Genomic DNA, 18,740 nt, shown 5'->3' with positions numbered 1-18,740 from the left:
TAAATTAGGCTATAGAAATCCCTTCGACCACTACTTCTGCCGCCTGTAATCCGGAAGTAATAAGAGTTGCGCCCGCCATGACCAGAATCAAAATATTACGGGATTCTTCCTCCTCATCATTTACAGCCAAAGCATATGCAATTCGAGCCACATAGGATGTAATGTTACTCAGTTCATCCAATACTGCATCGGCAAGCACATAGTCAGGTTTTTCCTGCATTAATTCCACCAAATGCCAAATTGTAGCGATCACACCCGGGAATACCAATAATGCATCGATTGCAGCACCTGTGGCCCTCCCATCTCCTGCTGCCAGAAAACTCAGTTTGGTACTTGCTTCAAACTTTTTCTGGAGGTAGGATGAAAACATGATTTTTGAAATGACACGCACCCCTGTTGTACCGGAAGCCAGGTAGCTGAATATTTTGTTTTGGATCGGGTCTCTGGGAACAAGAAAATTTGAGATTCCTATTGATCCTCCCGAAACAATTCCCAATACCGCTGATGGGATTGCAAAAGGATTCTTCGCTGGAGGAATGATTTCCGCCTCAAGAGAATTTACAAAAACAGAAATAAAAATTGTAATCGTGCCTACACTGTGACCGAGGAGGAAAACAGTTTCCTGAACTGCATGAGGCATACTGATTGGGCCTTCAGTATCTCCATCTGCCTGAGCCTGAATCATCGGTTTAGCATTAATCTTTTTAAAAGAACGGACAGCAGTTCCCTGAAAGGCTTGCTGCAGTTGATCAATGCTGTCTGCATGAATCAGAAAATCAGTATACATATCATCCGAAAATGGCGCAGCTCCCTTTGCGATTTTGTAGACCACCGTGAAAGCTGTACCTGTAATCCAACACATCAAATCTAGCATGGATATATCTGGAATTCCGATAGCGTTAAGTATATCGGATATCACTGGAATATGAATCTTTGTATCCAGAATTTCAATGATCGCATTTCCTATATCAGTCAGAATATTCAATAATGCGTCGACGACAACCTGAACACTGCTCAGCAGTGTATCCACCAAAATTGCAATAACCCGCTGGATGATCTGGACTCCTGTCAGGGTGGAAAAATCATTCACCAACTTTTTCAGTTGGTCAAAGGCTGCCCCGAGTACATCAGCTTCCTGCTCGATGGCACTCAACAAGTCATTGATCAGGGATTCCAACAGGTCTATCACCGGTGAATCCCCGATTGTAGAAATATTTCCTGCATTATTTTGAAAATGATGCGTTAAATGGAGGGATCCCGAGTTTTGATTGTTGGAAGGATTTGATGTGGATTTGGCAGGTTTTTGAGACATTTTATCCCCCAAAGGAGACCAGTCGGTAATTCCAGCCCATTCATTTATTTTTCCTTCGGCGGTATTAATCATCTGGTCAAATTCTGTCTTGAGGGTTTGAAGACCATTGACTTCTCCTTTCAGCCAACATTTAATCAGGTTATGCAAAACCTCTTTGGTTCTTTTGATATCCTCCCATTCAAACAGGAAAGACAAATACTTAATCAGATCTTCTATTGCAGTTTTGATTGCATTGAATACCCATTCTACGGCTCCGACCACGGCATCCACTGCATTCAAAATAGCACGATACACTTTTCCACCAATTTCGGCAATGAAATGCCAGACAGAACTTGCCGCATCCTTAACAATTGAAATTATAGCCTCAACGCCGGATTCCAACCAACGGAACAAGTCTCCTGCTGCCAATAAAATATCATCTCCAAAACTGTGGTAAGCGTGGGGCACCGGCATAGCAAAAGCTGCAAAAGCCTGAAGCTTGGGAGCATTAAGACTATCGTAGCTTGTTTTCAGGTTAGATAAACCCACTGCAACTGTTTTTAGATCTGAATCAGAGGGATTTCCTAATATTAGCGGACGAGAATTTCCGCTGCCCAAGTCAATTTTTGCTCCCTTTAATTTGGCTGTATCTCCTGTGGAATCTCCCAACTGGGCAAGTTTTTTAAATTGAGCATCCATTGGATTGATTTCCACCTGTCCTCCTCCGGTTGAAAGTTTGAAAATCGTTCCCACCAGCGTGCCTGAAGCTTCCACTATTGTGATCATTCCCATGGCATTGGCACTGATGTGCGCAGGGCTATTGGCATCTAACACATAGTAGAGCCCGTTAATATAGACTGCGGTTCTTCTGTTTGCTGAGATACTCACTTGAGCCTGTATGGCAGGAAGATCATTTTCATCCGAAAGTGATATGGTAGTGGTGTACGAGTTGAAGGATATCGATGGTGCCTTGGGAGGTACAGGAAGCGTAATCAAGTTGGTTTGCCATAGCTTGGTGGGAGATTTAGTATCCTGGGTAATCTTTTGAAGGACGCCATTCCCTGATGCAAAAATGGTGTTACCTCCATCTTCCAGATTAATGAATGTAGAGATTTCCTCTATCCCAAATAAGATAGGGGTCGGATGGCTCCATTGATCTCCTTGTGCTGCATTCGATGCATCTACGCTGAGGTAGAATACCTGATCACTTCCATTTTTTCCCCAGAGGGTAATGGTTTGTCCCTGCCGTATTCCAAGCAATTTGGATGTGCCCGAAAAAAGTTCGTTTTCAATCAATAATGAAGCGGTTGCCATATTGCTTTGATTGGAACTGGAGAAATAAAACAGCTTATTCCCACTGACCACAAATAGATCTGTAGAAAGATCGGGGTTTCGTGTGGATGCAATGGAATCCGGAACGACACCACCCGGCAGATTGAGTTTTACGGTTGTAGGTGGTCCGTCTCCAAAGACATTCACAACAGGGGTGAAAACCAATTGCCCGGAGTCCCCAGATCTTCCCGAGGTATACATTCCGTCTACATAACCTTTGACCGCACGGCCTAAGGCGGTCTGATAGGTGGCTGCCTCTACATCAATTGGCAAATCATGCTTATGCCAGAAGGAACCTGAATCCCTGGCAGCAGTAATGTAAAATCGGGTAAGATCATTGACCGGGGATTTGGGATCTCGGAGCGTATCCACAATGATATACTGTTCTTTTCCAGTGGTTTCACAGAAAAATACATTGACTATCTCCAAATCAGCCAGAGAAATCCCGGGTACATCAAAATCATATAAAACCCAATTCACTGTTTTCGACCAAGAAGTATTCTCATGTGAGTTTCCCAGGCTGAGGTAGAGTTTATCCCCATTTGGAGTATGGAGAACCATTGCCAGACTAATAGTCCCATTGACTACACTCTGATCAGCATCAAAGGTCTTACACACAATTCCAGACTGTCCCGGAAAATCTTTATTAATCTGCGAAGTACTTAGGTCTGTCTTGGTCCATCCAGCGGTAGATTCGCCGGAATCATCCGCGATCAGGTACAGGACCCCATCGGTTCCGACTGAAAAAAGTAAGGAATGACCATCTGCCGATTGCAGGGCTTCAAATTTAGCCTGCGGGGAAATCAGCTCTGCCTGAAGATAATTGGTCATCATCTCGGCAGAGTAACTTATTTTTAAGGTGCTCATGTTGTTTCGAATAAATGATAGAAGGAAAAAAGATAACTGTTGATGCAGAATTGATTTCTGAAAATGGCTAATCAAGAGGGAGTTGCGTACGTAATCGCTGTCAATAAATCCTGGTTATCCGAAAAGGCCACGTCCTTATAGGCAAAGACATTGGCACCTGGGAAAACGAAGTTTTGAATATCACTTGCAGGGATATCTGAGAAGCTTGTGGACGACACTTTATCAGCTAAAGCCTTGACAGAATGAATCATATCGTTCAAATTCACGAAAAGCGATGTAAACCAATCCAGGTCAATGTTCTGTGAATTATCTTCCGAAGAACTTGAAAGATTGGTCTGAAGCCTTCCATTTTGTCCAACTGAAAGGGTGTACACATCCGTTATCGTTTTGTCCACCACATTTCCGGATGCGGGTGTAAGATCAAACTGGATCTTAACCCAGAATTTCAAGTTCTGCACAATCTTGATGGTATTTCCAGAAAAGTAGACTGTGCATACATAGGAAGAGTGAATATCAAATTCAGCATAAGTTGCTCCTGATTTATCATTTGCATCAGCATTGCTAGCAAAGGATATAATCAACACTTCATCTCCACTTTCAGGAATTACTGCACTTTGAGGAGTTTGATACGGAGCAAAAGACACTTTGGCATCGAATTTCCCATACCAATGGGCGTCAACTGAAGTCCAAGGTTTAATGCAGGAACGCCTGACTTCATTTAGTAAAATTCCCTTGTAATAATTTGCAAGCGTGTTTCGGTTGATCGAAATGACTCCGCTCACATTACTAACATCTGATGGGTCCACCCAATTCCAAGAAAAAGAAGCAGCTCCCGGCAAGTGGTTATTGTTCACTGCACACAGGTAATCCAAAGTCACTACATTCCGCTGTTCCGGAGTCAAATTCTGAATAGGATTCCCTGCTCCATCCACAAAAACTCCAACTTCCCGCTCTATTCCAGTCAATCTTAAAGATGAATTATCCGGATTATTGGCAATCGCATGCACCGAAATCACGGGTTCTCCATGTGCTTTTGCCGTTTGGAAATAGAGATTCATAAACGATTTGGTCAAAATCAAACCAGCATCTGAATTGGGGTCCAAACCCTGAATGGTCGGAATTGACTGAAGGGCGGCATTATCCAGATCAAATAGCAATTGCTGAAGGCTAAAGGCTCCAGAACCAAGGTTTTTAAGCTGGTTAATTAGCTCCTGTTTCTTTTTAGGGTTGTTGTTGAAATATGGCGTATTCAACTCTGAATCCAAATCTGCATAAACCAAATTTACTGTGGTGCTGAAGTACCATGCGACATCAGCAGGCTGAGTCCAGACATTCCATGAACCAGCAGCCCCAAAACCGCTTGGGGGACTATTTTGAATTATCTGAAATTCAGAACAAAGAAGGTTGAATCTAACATTGTTTGCCGCATTTCCTAGATCCACTATGTAGGGAAGATCTTTTGGTAAAATCTGGGAAGGAAGCCCCATTTTTATTTTGAGACCCACTACGAACATGTTCTGGGTAAGTGTGGTGATTCTGGGATCATTATAAGGTGTCCCATCGGGGATATCAAAAGGGTTTACGCCCCCAGTTTTGGCCAACAATTGATCCAGACTCAATTCAACTGTAGGGTTACCTTTGGAATCAGCCAAAAAGCAAAGAAAGGTCTCCGGCTGATCCACTGAACTGATGTACTCTTTCAGTCCCGAATTAATACTGGCTTGTGTGGTGGCTACCACAAAATCATATCCATATTTGGGACTGGATAAAAAGGATTGTTTACTTGGGTTTGCACTCATGGCATTACATTTAAAAGGGTTTAAAAATAGATTAATATGAAATAAATAAAGGATCAAAATATAAAATACCCTAAACGCCAAATTGTATTTGGCTATTTAAGAAATGAAAAAGAGCAGTACAACCTTTGAAATTTTCTTAATATTAATTGATCTGCATTTTTATTGTTTTGAAATACATTACAGTTAATTTAGAATTAAATTAATCGAATAACGCCAAAATCTTTCACGCATTTTTAACAATAAGTTCACATGCAATTAAAAAGAATCAAATGATTCTTTCATTAACTATCGAAAACAATAGAATTTCAAGTTAATGAAATTAAGGTATTTATGAAATACAAGGTTTTAAAAAAATGAAAAAATAATTTTTATGAAAATCCAAAATAAAATTTATTCTCTATTAAGAAACCAAACAACTTCATACCAAATGAAAATCCATAAGAAAAAAATCAATTGTCTCAAAAAAAAGAAATAGCAAACAATAATCCTATCAATATTTAAAAAGCATAAAAAAGAAGGTTAAAAATGAAATAAGTATAAATAATTTAAGCATAATGAAATCCAATTTTTATTTAGCGAGAACTTTGTCATATTGATCATACAAGGTTCAGAAAATACAAAGCGTTACTTCTAATCAGTTATTGAGCGGTATTCCCCCTGGTTAAAACTGATTCTTCTAAAAATAAAAAGCTATATAAAAAGCAATCTGACTATTTCCTTTCTTGGGAACTAATAAATTGTTTTTACAACATTTTTAATTTGGAGGAAATGGCCTTCGAGGATTCTGAGGCTATAGAATAAGAAGTTATAAAAGCACCTATCCCAGAACTTGATGCCTTGATTTTTCCTGTTTCAAAAAGTCAAGCTCTTGTAAAAACCCGGTTTTTGACCTCCGGGGAAAAATTCGAAAAATCCTTAGCTAGCTCGATTCGGAAGAAATAATGATGCTAGTCCAAAAGGCCCGATTAAAAACCAGCCATTGGTGGATTTTTAAAATTTCACTTATTCCTGCACTCCTGGAACAATTCCTTCAACACATCCGAGTTCTAGTCGAAGTCTATTGATCATCTGATTGTTGATGTCCTAAAGACTTGACCTGCATACCCAATTTTTGGAGAGTATTACCCATTAACTCAGCCTTGCTATGGGTAAAGTCCTCAGAGATCATTTACAAGCCGGTTACAATGCCTTGACTGCAAAAACGGGTCAAATTGACCCACGCTGGCCGGAGCAAACTGCCCCCCTTGGAGGATTATTTTTTGGGATTGGATTAGTGGGTTTTCAAAGGCTGTTGGATCAGGATTAACTACCCTGAACCGATGGCTAACCGAATCCTAACCATGAATAAGATACGATATAGTTTTAAGCGGCCATTTCTAATGCCGTGGCTCAAACAGCTGAGCCAGCTTACCGGAGTAGCCCGTAATACCGTAAAAAGTTACCTCAGACGCTTTATTGAAACCGGGCTTACTTACCGAGATGTGGAACTTCTCTCTGATGAAGCACTTTCTGAGCTGATCCTTGGTCCTCCAGCACCCCAGCAGCGGAGTAAACGACAGGAAATCCTGTCCGCACGATTGTCCACCCTTTCCAAAGAACTCCGTCGTAAAGGCATGACCCAGCAGCGTCATTAGGAAGATTACCTTGCCAAACACCCGCAGGGTTATGGCTGCAGCCAGTTTAAAGCCTACCTGAGCAAATACCTAAACCGCAGGAGTATGACCATGCATTTTGAGCACAAAGCCGGCGATAAGGTATTCCTTGACTACACCGGAAAACCCCTTTACATCACAGATCAAGAGATTGGTGAGCACATTCCAGTTCAGGTTTTCTTGGGAGTGCTTGGCTGTAGCCAGTACACCTACATGGAAGCAACCTTAACCCAAAAGCAGGAGGATTTTACAGAAAGCCGCCATCGGATGGCCGAGTACTGTAGAGGAGTTCTAAGAGCCATTGTTCCGGACATTCTCAAGTTGGCAGTACAGAAGGGAAGCAAGTATTCCCCGGAAATCAACGAGACGTTTGAATCATTTGCAGAGCATTACTGGACCTGTATTCTCCCCTCCCGGCCACGTCAGCCAAGGGAAAAGACCCTGTTGGAAGGATTGAATTCGGGATTTTCAGTTAGCAAACAAATGGTTGTATATAGACTGACCAAAGAACAATATTCCCGTGATCTAAGAGGATTTGGAGCAGCCCAGTACCCAGGAAGGTGGAACAAAAAAGGGGTCTCCGTTTTATATACCTGTCAAAATCAGGAGATAGCTTTATTGGAATTGGTGGTAAACCTCCCTCCTATGCTACATCCCAGTATTTACCTGATGAAATTGGAAGTTCCTGACCGATCGGTTTTGGAAATAGAAGCACAGCATTTACCCCCAAATTGGAGAGAATATCCAGCGCCGTCTTACCTATCCGATTTAGGGCAGCAGTGGGTGGAAGAAAGAAAGTGTTTGGCCTTGAAAGTTCCATCAGCAGTAATTGAAAGCTCATTTAACCTACTTTTAAATCCGTCCCATCCTCTTTTTTCTTCTGTCAAGCTAATTGAATTTGAGCCATTTAGACTAGACCACCGATTGATAAATAAAATAAAATAAAGGTCTATTCAGCCTTGACTGTCAAAAAAAGGGAGCCCTAAAGCTCCCCTTCATCTGCAAATGAGAAATAACTATCCGGAGTGACAATCAGGTGATCGAGTATTGCAATATCCAGGATACGACCGATTTCTACCAACTTCCGGGTGATTTTCCGATCAGGTTCCGAGGGGATGAGTTCTCCCGAAGGATGGTTATGAGCCAGAATCATGGAATGTGCATTGGCCTTTAGCGCTGTTACAAAAACCAATTTGGGATCCACAATCACGGCGGATGTTCCCCCTACTCCGATTTGAGACACACCCAATACCCGGTTAGCCCGATTCAGCAGAATGATTTTAAAACTTTCCACAAATTCCAGAGTCTCCACATCCCATAATCGGGCCAGTAGGTGAAAAGCATCCTTGGAACTACCCACTTTGGGACGATTACAGGCCTTTACTTTAGGCTGATAGCTGATCTTCACTTCTGCGACTTCCATCTCGTTCAGCGATCTTTCTTGAATCTCCATTTCTTTGTTTGTTTTAGTGAAACATGAATTATGGAGGCCCATCAGCTCAGGATGGAGCAAGACCAAGAGGAAAAGGAATAAACCGGCGGAGGAATGCGGGAGAGCTTTATGCCGGAAGCTCTTGGGCGCTCCGATCATCCTGAGCTAGCTTACTCCGGAATTTGTGTGGAACCGTCTCTCCGGACTTTAGGATCACAGGCATTTTGATAGGCCTACTCATTCATCCATTTGAAAGAAATTATCCTTCCGATTAGAATCCGGTTTAGTCCCCCATGGATCCAAACCAATTAAGGAAGGCCTTTGATCCGATATAAAACTGATAGCCCCCTTCCCTTCTCTGATCGAAATAAACTCGGAATAAAGGATATCCTTGGTGGAAGTTAAAGTCTTGGGATGTACTGAAAAGGCCGAAACTTCTAGTTTGTCGTTTATTGGAATCTCGACCTCTGAACCATCTGCACGTGTCTCCATTTTTTTGGCTTGGAAGCCTACTGTCACTTTATATTTTCCATTTTCTACCTGTTCTATTTCTGCATTAGTGATGCTCAAATCGAAGCGCACCACTTTTTCAAAGGCTTCAGTGATCCCCCGGATTTGATCCGGACTTGCATTTGATTTTAACATCCTGAGAAAATCTGCCATAGTGACTTTAGGTTCAGAGTGTTCCTTTGAAATGTCAACCATATTCCTGATTGCCCCATTTAATTTTTCCTCACCTACTAGATCCCTTACCGCGAGAAGACCCAGCAAACTTTTTCCATAAGCCAGGTAGTTTTGGCCTTCGGTATAGGCAAGGGCGGGTTCGGGTTCAGTAGCAAAAGCTCTTCCTGAGAAGTAGACCGTGTTGGCTTGATCAGTCAGTTGCCACAGCGCTGCCTTTCCAAATTCCCGCTCCAACAGCACCGCTTCTGTATATTTGGCAAGACCCTCCACGAATACGGATGCCCCTGGCAAATTCCTTGGAGCCAATAGATGACCGAACCATTGGTGAGCCACCTCATGCACCGTTCGTTTAGTTCTTAAATCCAATGGATTTAGCGGTTCCGGCTTTACCAGAAAAAAATTATCTTCTACCATGCTGATCACTCCGGGATGAGCAAACCCACCAAATCCCCAATAGGAAGGGACTTCTACAATTTTAAGGTGATCTAAGGGATAGGGACCAAAATTGTCGGAAGCAAATTCCAGTGTTTTTCTCATGATATCAAGGGTATTCAGGGCAGATTCATGATGCTCAGGAATAGAAAACAACTGAAGATTTACGCCATTGAATTGCATGCTGGTTTCCTGGTAATTACCCGAAAAGAATGCGACTGCCGGCATGATCTTGTGTGGGCTCTCAAAGTCGAAACTTACCCGGTCTCCGTTGTTTTTCACTCCTTTGAGTTTTCCGGAGGTTATGACGGTCTGAGGGGATTCGGTGGATACCCGTGCTTTAAAATCAACCTTTATCAAGTTCCGCTCCAGTTCCGGGTGGTCCTGGGAATCGGTTCTGCTCGATTTTACAGGCAGGTTTCTTTTTTTCCTTTCCCGATTGTCATTGATTTCCCGTGTTTCAGCGTACCCAAAATAAGGAGCAAAATCGCGGAAGTTTAGATAGGTGCCGTCCTGGACAACGGATTTTTCCTGATTAAACACCGCTGGTTCTAAATTCACTTCAAATGAAAAAGCAACTTCCTCTCCCGGTTGAAGTGGGGTATCCAGGTGAACAAGGTTTACCCTAAGTATTTCGTCCTTTTCAATGGTGCCGGCCCTTTCAATTTGGAGTCCTTCCAGCTCCACTTTTTCAGTCATTAGGAAAGAATCAATCGACTTTCCGCTCGTGTTTTTCAAAAACCCTTTCACCTTTGCATTAAATGTGCTTTTGGAAGGAAATAAGTCTACTTCCATATCCAGGGAGGAATAGGCAGGAACTGGACTTGCCTCATATTTCTTATAAGCCAATTCATACTGATGTTGCTCATCCAGCCGAGTGTTGGCAGTTTTATAATTCCCCACGATATTGATTTGATAAAAACTGTAGCTGGTAGGGCCGATCAAGAGAATAATCGGGAACACCAATTTCGAAAAAGTCAATCTTGTGGTTTTTTGGAGTTTTCTCCTGGAGGAGCCCTTCCAGTTCCTAAATAGGCAAATGGAAATTATCACAGCTAAATTGATCCATAGAAGACTCAGGAGCCAGAACCCCTTTGAGCCCAAGCCATAGCCCGCTTGTTGACTATAAACCAGATAAGGAGAAGTTCCAATTTTTAGCAAAGGATGATTAATGCCGATGGCTGAACCCAGGGAGCTGGAAACCAAAGCAATCACCAGCGCAGAAAGGCACATTCCCAAGTATTTGTTTCCACTCCATTGATGAATTTGAAGCATAATAACGGTATGCACAAAAAGGGATAATCCGGGTGATAAAATCAGGATCAACAGTGATATAGAGTCAATACCCTGTTGATTCTGGATAAGCTGAAAACCTAAACAAATCATCAGAGTAACCCCAATCATTATCCCAAGCATTGCCAGAAGAGTTAGGGTGGTGGAGATAAAAAAGTAACCCGCAGGTGCCGGCGTTGCCCCGAGTATTTCATGGAATTTGGATTCCTTAGCTCTCCAAACCAGTTCTCCGGTAAAAAACACCAACAGCACCAAGCAAAAAACATTCAGCGGGGATTGAACCTGTTCCAAAAGGATTTGGGCTTCGGGAAAATAGCTTTCTCCATAAGATCCACCGGAATAAATTTTTGAATAAATCTCAGTTGATGCAATAAGTGTCCATCCCCCGGTGATCAACCAGAACGGAATACTTTTAAAGACCCATAAAAATTCCAGCTTGACCGAAGAAGGAATTACAGGATAAAAGTGCCCAAGGCTGGGGGAAACTTTTTGGAAAGTTTCCCGGCCAGTCTCAGGAGCGTAGTCCGCCTTGGCTTTTTTGAAGGAGCCATTATGCGGTTTTCTGAACGAGAAATTCATGTACGAGATCAGGATAACCAGCAGAGCTCCTACCATCCAAAGCACCCGATTCCAAGCCAGAAGACCAGAAAAAGCAATGGGAGTACTATTTTTTTGATAAGGGGTCCAGAGGTTGGTTTGTTCAAAGAATGCCGAAAGTCCGAATGGATCAAGCAAGGCGGCAAAAAACAAGTTTTCGGAAGAAATTGGTGCAGCATTGGCAATAAGCGGTGAATTCAAAAAAATCGCAGAAATAAAATAGGCCCCATAGATTAGGATCGCCATTGCATAGGTGGCAAGGGTATTTCTGCTATGCAGGCCCACTGTAAAAATCAATGCAGTGCAGATTGAAACCGAGGGAATGAACAGTATCGAGAACACCGACCCGGCAGACAGGATTGAAAAGGGTCCTATTCTTTCCGGATCCAAATCCGAAAAATACACCCCTAAAAAAAAGCCCGGAATTGCAAAAATTAAAACTCCTAAGGCCATGAGCCAAGCACCCGTCAATCGACTAAAATAAAACATCGACTTGGAAACTGGAGTGGAAAAAATCAACGGTTCCATGTCGTATTTTCTATCCCGGTGGATGGCTAAAACAACAAAGAACATGATGGAGAATACAGCGCCTAGACTCAATAGGCCCATTTTCAGAAACAATTCATACTCAGAATTGTAATTGACTCCGACAGGTGAAGTCCCCTGACTCCCCATCAAAAACGCAAAAGCAAAATAGCAGCAAGCAAAGAGGGGTGCCGCCCAGGTGTTCAGCTGATAACCTAGCTCGAAGCGGATGAGAGATTTGAAGTTAGCCTTCATATGCTGTTGCTGAATGGATGGTTGAGAAATAAAAGTCCTCCAGGTTTGGGCTTACCAGCTCAAATCCGGGATCAGGGCAGCTATCTGCCAACAGGTGTATTTTGGTTTCGCCTGCCTCCAGTTTTGAAGAAAGAAGGGTAAAGTTTTGCCGGTAAAGTGAAAGCTCAGATTTATGCACTTTTTTAACCCAAACTTTTCCAGTCAAGCTTGCAGTTAATTCAAGTGGATTACCCTGACAAAGGATTTTCCCCCGGTTTAGAATAGCCATCTTCGAACAAAGGTCCAACACATCATCTACCAGATGGGTGGAAAGAACAATGATGATCTGCTCCCCTATTTCACTTAAGAGATTCAAAAAACGATTCCGTTCTTCCGGATCAAGACCAGCAGTCGGCTCATCTACTATAACCAGTTTTGGATTCCCCAACAAAGCCTGAGCGATGCCGAAGCGCTGCCTCATCCCGCCTGAAAAAGTGGATACTGCCTTTTTCCGGTGTTCATAGAGGTTGGTTTGCTGAAGCAAAAAGTTGATCTGATCTTTCCGTTCATTCCTGTTGGAGATTCCCTTGAGTACAGCAATGTGATCCAATAAATTCCGGGCTGAAACTTTGGGATATACCCCGAATTCTTGGGGCAGGTAACCCAATACAGATCGTATTTGATCAGGGTTACTGACCACATTTACCCCGTTGAAAAAAATTTCACCGGTCTGGGGTTCCTGAAGCATGGCCAGGGTTCTCATCAGGGTGGACTTCCCTGCCCCGTTTGGGCCCAAAAGTCCAAACATGCCATTCTCAATGGTGAGGGATAGGTCATCCAAGGCTTTGACACCATTTGGATAAGTTTTAGACAGGTGTTTGATTTCCAGTTTGTTCATCATGGTTTGGTTTAGTAATGAACAAATGTTGGGAAGTGACCGATAAACAAAAAAAATAGATGTCAAACCACTCCAAACCGGTGATGAACCCGCTTCAAACCCTTAGTTTTTGATAAAAACTGAACTTATCCCATGTTGGTCATCATTTGTAGGGTGTTCGTCATCTAAAATTTAACCGGGTAGTAAAGCTTTGTACCTTAGAAACATGTTTCCAAATCCATCTTTTTTTAAATCCCTAGGCTGGGGTTTAGCGATTACAGTGCTGGTAACCTTTCTGATGGAAAGAATGGGATTTATCCGGATTAACAGGCAGGCACATTTGGAAAACATGCTGATCCTGGTGTCTTGGTGGATGATTTCCAGTCTGGTATTTTATTACCGGAAAAAAATCAGGCTCAATTCAACCCTGCTTTGGCAGATCGCTGTTCTACCCGCCTTTTTAACAGGTATTTTACTGATTGACCAATGGATGGCTATACCTGACAATCCCGTTTCTATTTTCTTATTGATTCTTTTTTGGATGAGAATTGCCTGGATTATTGTTCCGGAATTCCTTAGAAAATACAGAATTGCCGTTTTTGGGGTGTATGGATCTATCTGGTTGGTTTTTTTTGCATTAAGGTTCAACGAGAACTACTTCAACCAGTATCATCAAGTAGTGATTTTGTTCCTGTTGATTCCCATTCCTTTTTTCCTGTTGCTCTGGTTCTTTGAGCAATGGAAGAGAATTAAAAACCTGGAAATGGAAAAAAATGCGGCTGAACTGGCCATGCTCAAAAATCAAATCAATCCCCATTTCTTTTTCAATACGCTCAATAACCTTTACGGGCTATGCATGGAGAAATCGGACCAAGCCCCTGAGCTTGTCCTGAAACTTTCCGAGATGATGCGATATGCGATTTACGAAGGGAAAGAAACAAGCGTACCGCTAAGCCGGGATGTCAAATACCTTGAGAACTTTCTGGAATTGCAAGGGCTCCGTCACCGAGTTTCACCCGAAATCAGTTTCAAAAAAGAGATCACAGAAGACCCCCTTATATCGCCATTGTTATTTATTGTATTGATAGAAAATGCCTTCAAGCATGGGATGGAAAAATTGACCGAAGGTGGCTTTGTTAGAATTAACCTCTATTCCGGAAAGGACAGATTACGCTTCCAAATTGAAAACAACTTTGATTCCAATGATTCAAAATCGGATAAAGGCATAGGATTGGAGAACTTAAAACGAAGGCTGGAACTGAGCTATCCTGGGGTCCATGAGTTAAAAATCAAAGAGGAGAATGGCATTTTTCGCGTTAATTTGGAAATCCTATGGAAGTAATCAATTACATTATCATAGATGACGAACCCATTGCCCATCGGATTATAGAGGGCTATTGTTCGAATTTTTCCTTTCTAAAAAAGGCAGGTAGTTTTTATAATGGGTTTGAAGCCTTGGAATTTCTTCGGATAACTACCGTGGATCTTCTTTTTTTAGACATGAACATGCCAAAACTTACAGGCTTCGAAATGATCAAATCCCTGACAAATCCTCCAAAGGTTATTGTAACCTCAGCACACCAGGAATTTGCACTTCAGGGATATGAGCTAGACATTTCCGATTACCTGTTAAAGCCCTTTAGTCTGGAACGGTTTGTCAAAGCCATCAATAAAATCACTGCCAAAGGAGAACCCGGATCAAAAAATGCTCCCGTGCAGGAACCTTCACGGATTTTTCTGAAAACTGACAAAAAATATGTCCAGGTTGAACTGGAAAAGATAAACTACGTCGAAGCTTTGGGAAATTACTGCAAAGTTTTCCATCAGGAAGGCATGATTATTTGTCCGGAGAAGATTTCGGATATGGAGACCAAATTGGGGAAGGACTATTTCATGCGGGTTCATAAATCCTATCTAATTAACTTCAATAAGGTACTTTCGATAGAAGGCAATCAAATTAGAATCGGAGATCAAGAAATCCCCATTGGTCAGACTTATAAGACAGCAGTAGCCAAGTTGTTGGGTTAATCCATTCAATTGAAAATCTAAATCTCATTTTACTGGGAAATTTATCAACCTTCACCTTTACCAATTGCTGAGCTTCCCCTCAGCAACTTCCAACCACTCGAATATTTTTTACATCTCAATTTCCTTTTTCCCCTATATGAAACATAAAAAAAAGGAGAACCTTAGCTTGGAATGTACCAGGACTAATCAAAAAAGGAATAAATCTGTGGGCAAATGGTAAGGCGTATTTCACCGGAAGCTGTCGGTTGCTCCGAGACCTTGAGTTACCTTCCTTCGGAATTTATGTAGAGGAAAAATTTGCCCCACATTTAAAGGATCTCAGCCTATTCAGTTATAAATAATCCGTCTTAATAAATCAAAAAAGCCTCTTCCGCTCCACAGCTGTCGGCGATAGCCGGTGCGGAAGGCGGAAAGGGCTTTTCCAAAACGATTTGACCACCCTTCTTTTTCCCGAAGGAGTTACGAGGAGGGAAAGTGAAGGGAAGATCTATTGATTTTCGTCCCAATTTCGGGAGAGCTTCAACAATCCATTACGACATGCTCAAATCCAGTCAGAATCAATATACTATGCAAATCCAATCAACATTCTGAGGAATAGAAGGCTAGAATTCCAGATCCAATCTATTTTACCAGGCTTTCAACTCCTAGATGGATTTTCTCATTATTTTTTTCATCATGAGTTCAAAGGGAATCTTAGCTTGAATTTATAAATGTTTCCAGCCTTGAACGAACTGCAATCCTATGGAGAACAATCCATCACCCTCATTGAAAAATACATTGGTATCATTGGCGACCTTTTTCAAAACGTTGATAGTGAAACGGGAATACTGTTCGTTATGAGGAACAACTACACGAAATTTTCCTTGGCTATCCGTCTCAATGGTATCCTCTCTGATAATACTGGGAATTGTAGGGAATGGAGTCTTCTCATAAACACCGACTAATAAAGTGACGCTTGAAATTTCACTGTCAGTCCTTAGGCCTACTACTTCTCCGGAGAGCACAGTTGGATCCTCCAGTCCACAACTCTGAATCAGTACCATACAAAAAAACTGAAAGAGGTTCTTGATCAATTGAATATTTGGCTTCGTTATTTAAACTTCCGTCCTAGGTATATTTACCTTATAGTGATGATTATGCGAAGAATTCTCCTTGGATATTTACTCTTTGGTAGTAATGACCACACTGTATTGATCATTCAAAAATATTAACCCACGTTTTGACGCAATTTACAATATTGCGTCAATTATCGTGACATAATTCTTTTTATTACGTCATTTTCATGCTATTATTGTCGCGATACAGATGAGATTGAAAATGGAAAATCAAGATGAGCTACAACTGATTAAAGAATTAATTGCATCATCATCTGATGGTCTAGGAATTGAACAACTCCTTAGGTTGCTCCCGTTTAAAATTGAAAAGAGAGCGCTTCAAAGACGACTAAAAAGCCTCAAAGAAAAGAATCTTATTCAACTAAAGGGAAACGCTCGCTCCACAAAGTATTATACAAATGTACCTGAACAAACTCAGGATTCTGGAAAGATAAAATCAGAAGAGGAGCTACAATCGACCATTCCGCTTTCACAAGAAGGCAAAGACATTTGGGCCTTGGTCTCCCGTCCAGTAGCACAACGGAAACCTGTCGGACACGAACGAAGTTTCTTGGAAAATTACCGTCCTAACATCGACAGCTTTCTCAGCAACCAAGAAAAACAAAAACTGGCTGAATGGGGAAATACCAGGAATGGAGAACAGCCAGCAGGGACCTACGCCAGAGAAATATTAAATCGCCTGTTGATCGACCTTTCTTGGAATTCAAGCAGACTGGAAGGGAACACCTATTCCTTGTTGGATACTGAGCTGTTAATCCATAACGGAAAAACCCCATCGAACAAATCCCCTATGGAAACCCAGATGATTCTCAATCACAAGGAGGCTATTGAGTTTTTGGTGGAATCCTCTGATGAGGTGGGCTTCAATCGCTATACTTTTCTCAATCTTCATGCCCTGCTTTCAAACAACCTATTGCCAAATCCGGCTGCATCCGGCAGACTTAGAACATTTGGCGTAGGAATCACCAATTCGGTCTTTACTCCTTTAGGAATTCCCCAACTTATTGAAGAATCCTTTGATTTAATCCTGGCAAAAGCAAGCAAAATCCAAAACGCATTCGAGCAAGCTTTTTTTGTATTGGTTCAGTTGCCTTATCTCCAACCATTTGATGATGTCAATAAGCGAGTATCCAGATTAGCTGCCAATATCTCGTTAAACAGGCAAAACCTTGCTCCTCTTTCCTTTATAGATGTTCCTGAAGAAAGCTATATCAAAGGAATGCTTGGCATCTATGAATTGAACCGTGTCGAGTTATTCAAGGATGTTTTTTTGTGGGCCTATGAACGGTCTGCCTTAAGGTATGCGGCCATTCGTCAATCTCTTGGTGAGCCGGATCCTTTCCGAATGAAATTCCGAGAGGAAATACGCGAGATCGTTAGCCACATCGTCCGCAATGCAATGAATAAGGAAGCTGCATTGGAAACCATCAAATCTGAGATCAAAAAATTACCTGATCTAGACAGATCCAGATTCGCTGAAGTAGTAGAAACAGAACTCTTGGGATTACATGAAGGGAATTTTGTTCGCTTTCGAATCAGACCTTCCGAATTTATTGCTTGGAAAAAGCAGTGGGATTCCTAGTTAAGATGATACGCGGTATTTATTAAAAAAATTCAATTAAAAAGTCCCCGGTCTATTTCAGCAAATCAACTGTTTAATCTCCTATTTCGCTCCTAATTCCATTCGAAAAGCTATTAAAAAAACCCAGTCCAACCGGACTGGGTCTTTCACCAAAAACAAATAGGTTAAATAGCCTGAGCTAAATTACTAAATTCTAGGTCTATTTCTCCCTTTTCCGACTGATTGGCTAAGGGTAGGCTCAGGATTCCCCACCTTCTCCCCCTGTTTCAGGTCTTTTTTTTTACCTGAAAGCTCATCCGGAATTTGATCTTCCCCCTTTTTCTGATCTTTGCCAAGGATCTCTGAAGTCTTGACAGAATTCATACTGGCATCGTACACATTGATGGATTTAAACTTGGGATCGATATGAATTGTAGGACTTCTTCAAGCCCTGAACCTGCCGCAACTCCTCGAGATACGGTATCTCCGACTTGGTAGCCAAACCCACCAAACCATTCATAGGAATCCCTTTTGGCATGCCTCCTCCGATCCCGGGAACTTTAGGCACAGCAGGCAAGGTCTGGGCAAAAGTGGAAACCCAAATGCTGGCTAAAACACAGAAAAGAAAAAAGGATTTGAGGGGCATTGGGTGGTGAAAAATTTATTAATAACTAGTTAATTAATCTTTTTGTGCATTAATATCTTAAAGCTCAATATCAATTGAGCATTTTATATTAAATTCTAAATTTGTATTTTTTAAAAATAGCATATCCGATTTATTGCAAAATCGAAACATATTTTTTCCAAACAGAACAATGAAACATTATCACCTCCTATCATATTAATTATTACTATTAAAAAGAAAAAAATTACTTTATATCAATTTGCTGAACAAAAGTAGAGTTAAGAATTGTGTCTTTTGGATCCGGAACTATTTCGACATCAAAGAGAATTTTACTAAAATCCTCATCCAAATTTTTAAATCTAAGCAGATATAAATATTTAGAAATTTTTTCACTAG

At 41.5% G+C, this 18,740-nt stretch carries 13 protein-coding genes; 6 read left to right on the top strand and 7 right to left on the bottom strand.

Annotation, left to right across the window (positions count from 1 at the left end; genetic code table 11):
* Positions 1 to 4 precede the first annotated feature (4 nt).
* Together D0X99_RS17525 and D0X99_RS17520 are read right to left on the bottom strand one after the other, a co-directional pair.
* Positions 5 to 3,490, bottom strand: coding sequence for a hypothetical protein (locus tag D0X99_RS17525; RefSeq protein WP_119479164.1), 3,486 nt, complete (start codon positions 3,488 to 3,490; stop codon positions 5 to 7).
* 71 nt (positions 3,491 to 3,561) lie between these two features.
* On the bottom strand, positions 3,562 to 5,289 hold the full coding sequence (locus tag D0X99_RS17520) for a hypothetical protein (RefSeq protein ID WP_119479163.1): 1,728 nt from the start codon (positions 5,287 to 5,289) through the stop codon (positions 3,562 to 3,564).
* A gap of 1,144 nt (positions 5,290 to 6,433) precedes the next feature.
* Here D0X99_RS17520 and D0X99_RS20440 point away from each other — a divergent pair.
* The 3 genes from D0X99_RS20440 to parT all read left to right on the top strand — a co-directional run bounded on the left by D0X99_RS20440 (position 6,434) and on the right by parT (position 7,886).
* A complete protein-coding gene (locus D0X99_RS20440; RefSeq protein ID WP_158587730.1) occupies positions 6,434 to 6,595 on the top strand; it encodes a hypothetical protein in 162 nt (53 codons plus the stop codon).
* A 34-nt stretch (positions 6,596 to 6,629) separates the two neighbouring features.
* Entirely contained in the window at positions 6,630 to 6,923 is a 294-nt protein-coding gene (locus tag D0X99_RS17515; protein WP_147392259.1) for a hypothetical protein, read from the top strand.
* 84 nt (positions 6,924 to 7,007) lie between these two features.
* Positions 7,008 to 7,886, top strand: coding sequence for a type II RES/Xre toxin-antitoxin system toxin (gene parT, locus D0X99_RS17510; RefSeq protein WP_119479161.1), 879 nt, complete (start codon positions 7,008 to 7,010; stop codon positions 7,884 to 7,886).
* Positions 7,887 to 7,923: 37 nt separating this feature from the next.
* Here the strand turns inward: parT and D0X99_RS17505 are convergent, their stop codons facing one another.
* From D0X99_RS17505 to D0X99_RS17495, 3 genes are all read right to left on the bottom strand, one after another.
* Positions 7,924 to 8,394 (bottom strand): JAB domain-containing protein, encoded by a 471-nt coding sequence (locus D0X99_RS17505; RefSeq protein ID WP_119479248.1) that lies wholly within the window; start codon positions 8,392 to 8,394, stop codon positions 7,924 to 7,926.
* 216 nt (positions 8,395 to 8,610) lie between these two features.
* Positions 8,611 to 12,159, bottom strand: a complete 3,549-nt coding sequence (locus D0X99_RS17500) for a M1 family aminopeptidase (protein WP_119479160.1) — start codon at positions 12,157 to 12,159, stop codon at positions 8,611 to 8,613.
* The gene (locus tag D0X99_RS17495) at positions 12,149 to 13,036 is read right to left on the bottom strand and encodes an ABC transporter ATP-binding protein (protein WP_119479159.1); all 888 of its coding nucleotides are present in this window, start codon (positions 13,034 to 13,036) and stop codon (positions 12,149 to 12,151) included. The genes D0X99_RS17500 and D0X99_RS17495 overlap by 11 nt, the downstream gene beginning before the upstream one ends.
* 205 nt (positions 13,037 to 13,241) lie before the next feature.
* On the opposite strand from D0X99_RS17495, the gene D0X99_RS17490 reads away from it, so the two are divergent.
* Together D0X99_RS17490 and D0X99_RS17485 are read left to right on the top strand one after the other, a co-directional pair.
* A complete protein-coding gene (locus D0X99_RS17490) occupies positions 13,242 to 14,357 on the top strand; it encodes a sensor histidine kinase (protein ID WP_119479158.1) in 1,116 nt (371 codons plus the stop codon).
* Entirely contained in the window at positions 14,348 to 15,043 is a 696-nt protein-coding gene (locus D0X99_RS17485) for a LytR/AlgR family response regulator transcription factor (RefSeq protein ID WP_119479157.1), read from the top strand. Before D0X99_RS17490 ends, D0X99_RS17485 begins: the two co-directional genes overlap by 10 nt.
* A 704-nt stretch (positions 15,044 to 15,747) precedes the next feature.
* Here D0X99_RS17485 and D0X99_RS17480 read toward each other — a convergent pair.
* A complete protein-coding gene (locus D0X99_RS17480; protein WP_119479156.1) occupies positions 15,748 to 16,086 on the bottom strand; it encodes a hypothetical protein in 339 nt (112 codons plus the stop codon).
* Between the two features lie 274 nt (positions 16,087 to 16,360).
* Here D0X99_RS17480 and D0X99_RS17475 point away from each other — a divergent pair, with 274 nt between their 5' ends.
* Positions 16,361 to 17,740, top strand: coding sequence for a Fic family protein (locus tag D0X99_RS17475; protein WP_119479247.1), 1,380 nt, complete (start codon positions 16,361 to 16,363; stop codon positions 17,738 to 17,740).
* Between the two features lie 388 nt (positions 17,741 to 18,128).
* Here D0X99_RS17475 and D0X99_RS17470 read toward each other — a convergent pair whose 3' ends face one another.
* Positions 18,129 to 18,365 carry a hypothetical protein gene (locus D0X99_RS17470; RefSeq protein ID WP_119479155.1) on the bottom strand — a complete coding sequence of 79 codons (237 nt, stop codon included), beginning with the start codon at positions 18,363 to 18,365 and terminating at the stop codon, positions 18,129 to 18,131.
* Positions 18,366 to 18,740: the final 375 nt, after the last annotated feature.

Source organism: Algoriphagus lacus (assembly GCF_003583985.1).
GTDB lineage: Bacteria > Bacteroidota > Bacteroidia > Cytophagales > Cyclobacteriaceae > Algoriphagus > Algoriphagus lacus.
The sequence above is the reverse complement of the archived record's forward strand: the minus strand, read 5'-3'. Positions and strand labels throughout refer to the sequence as shown.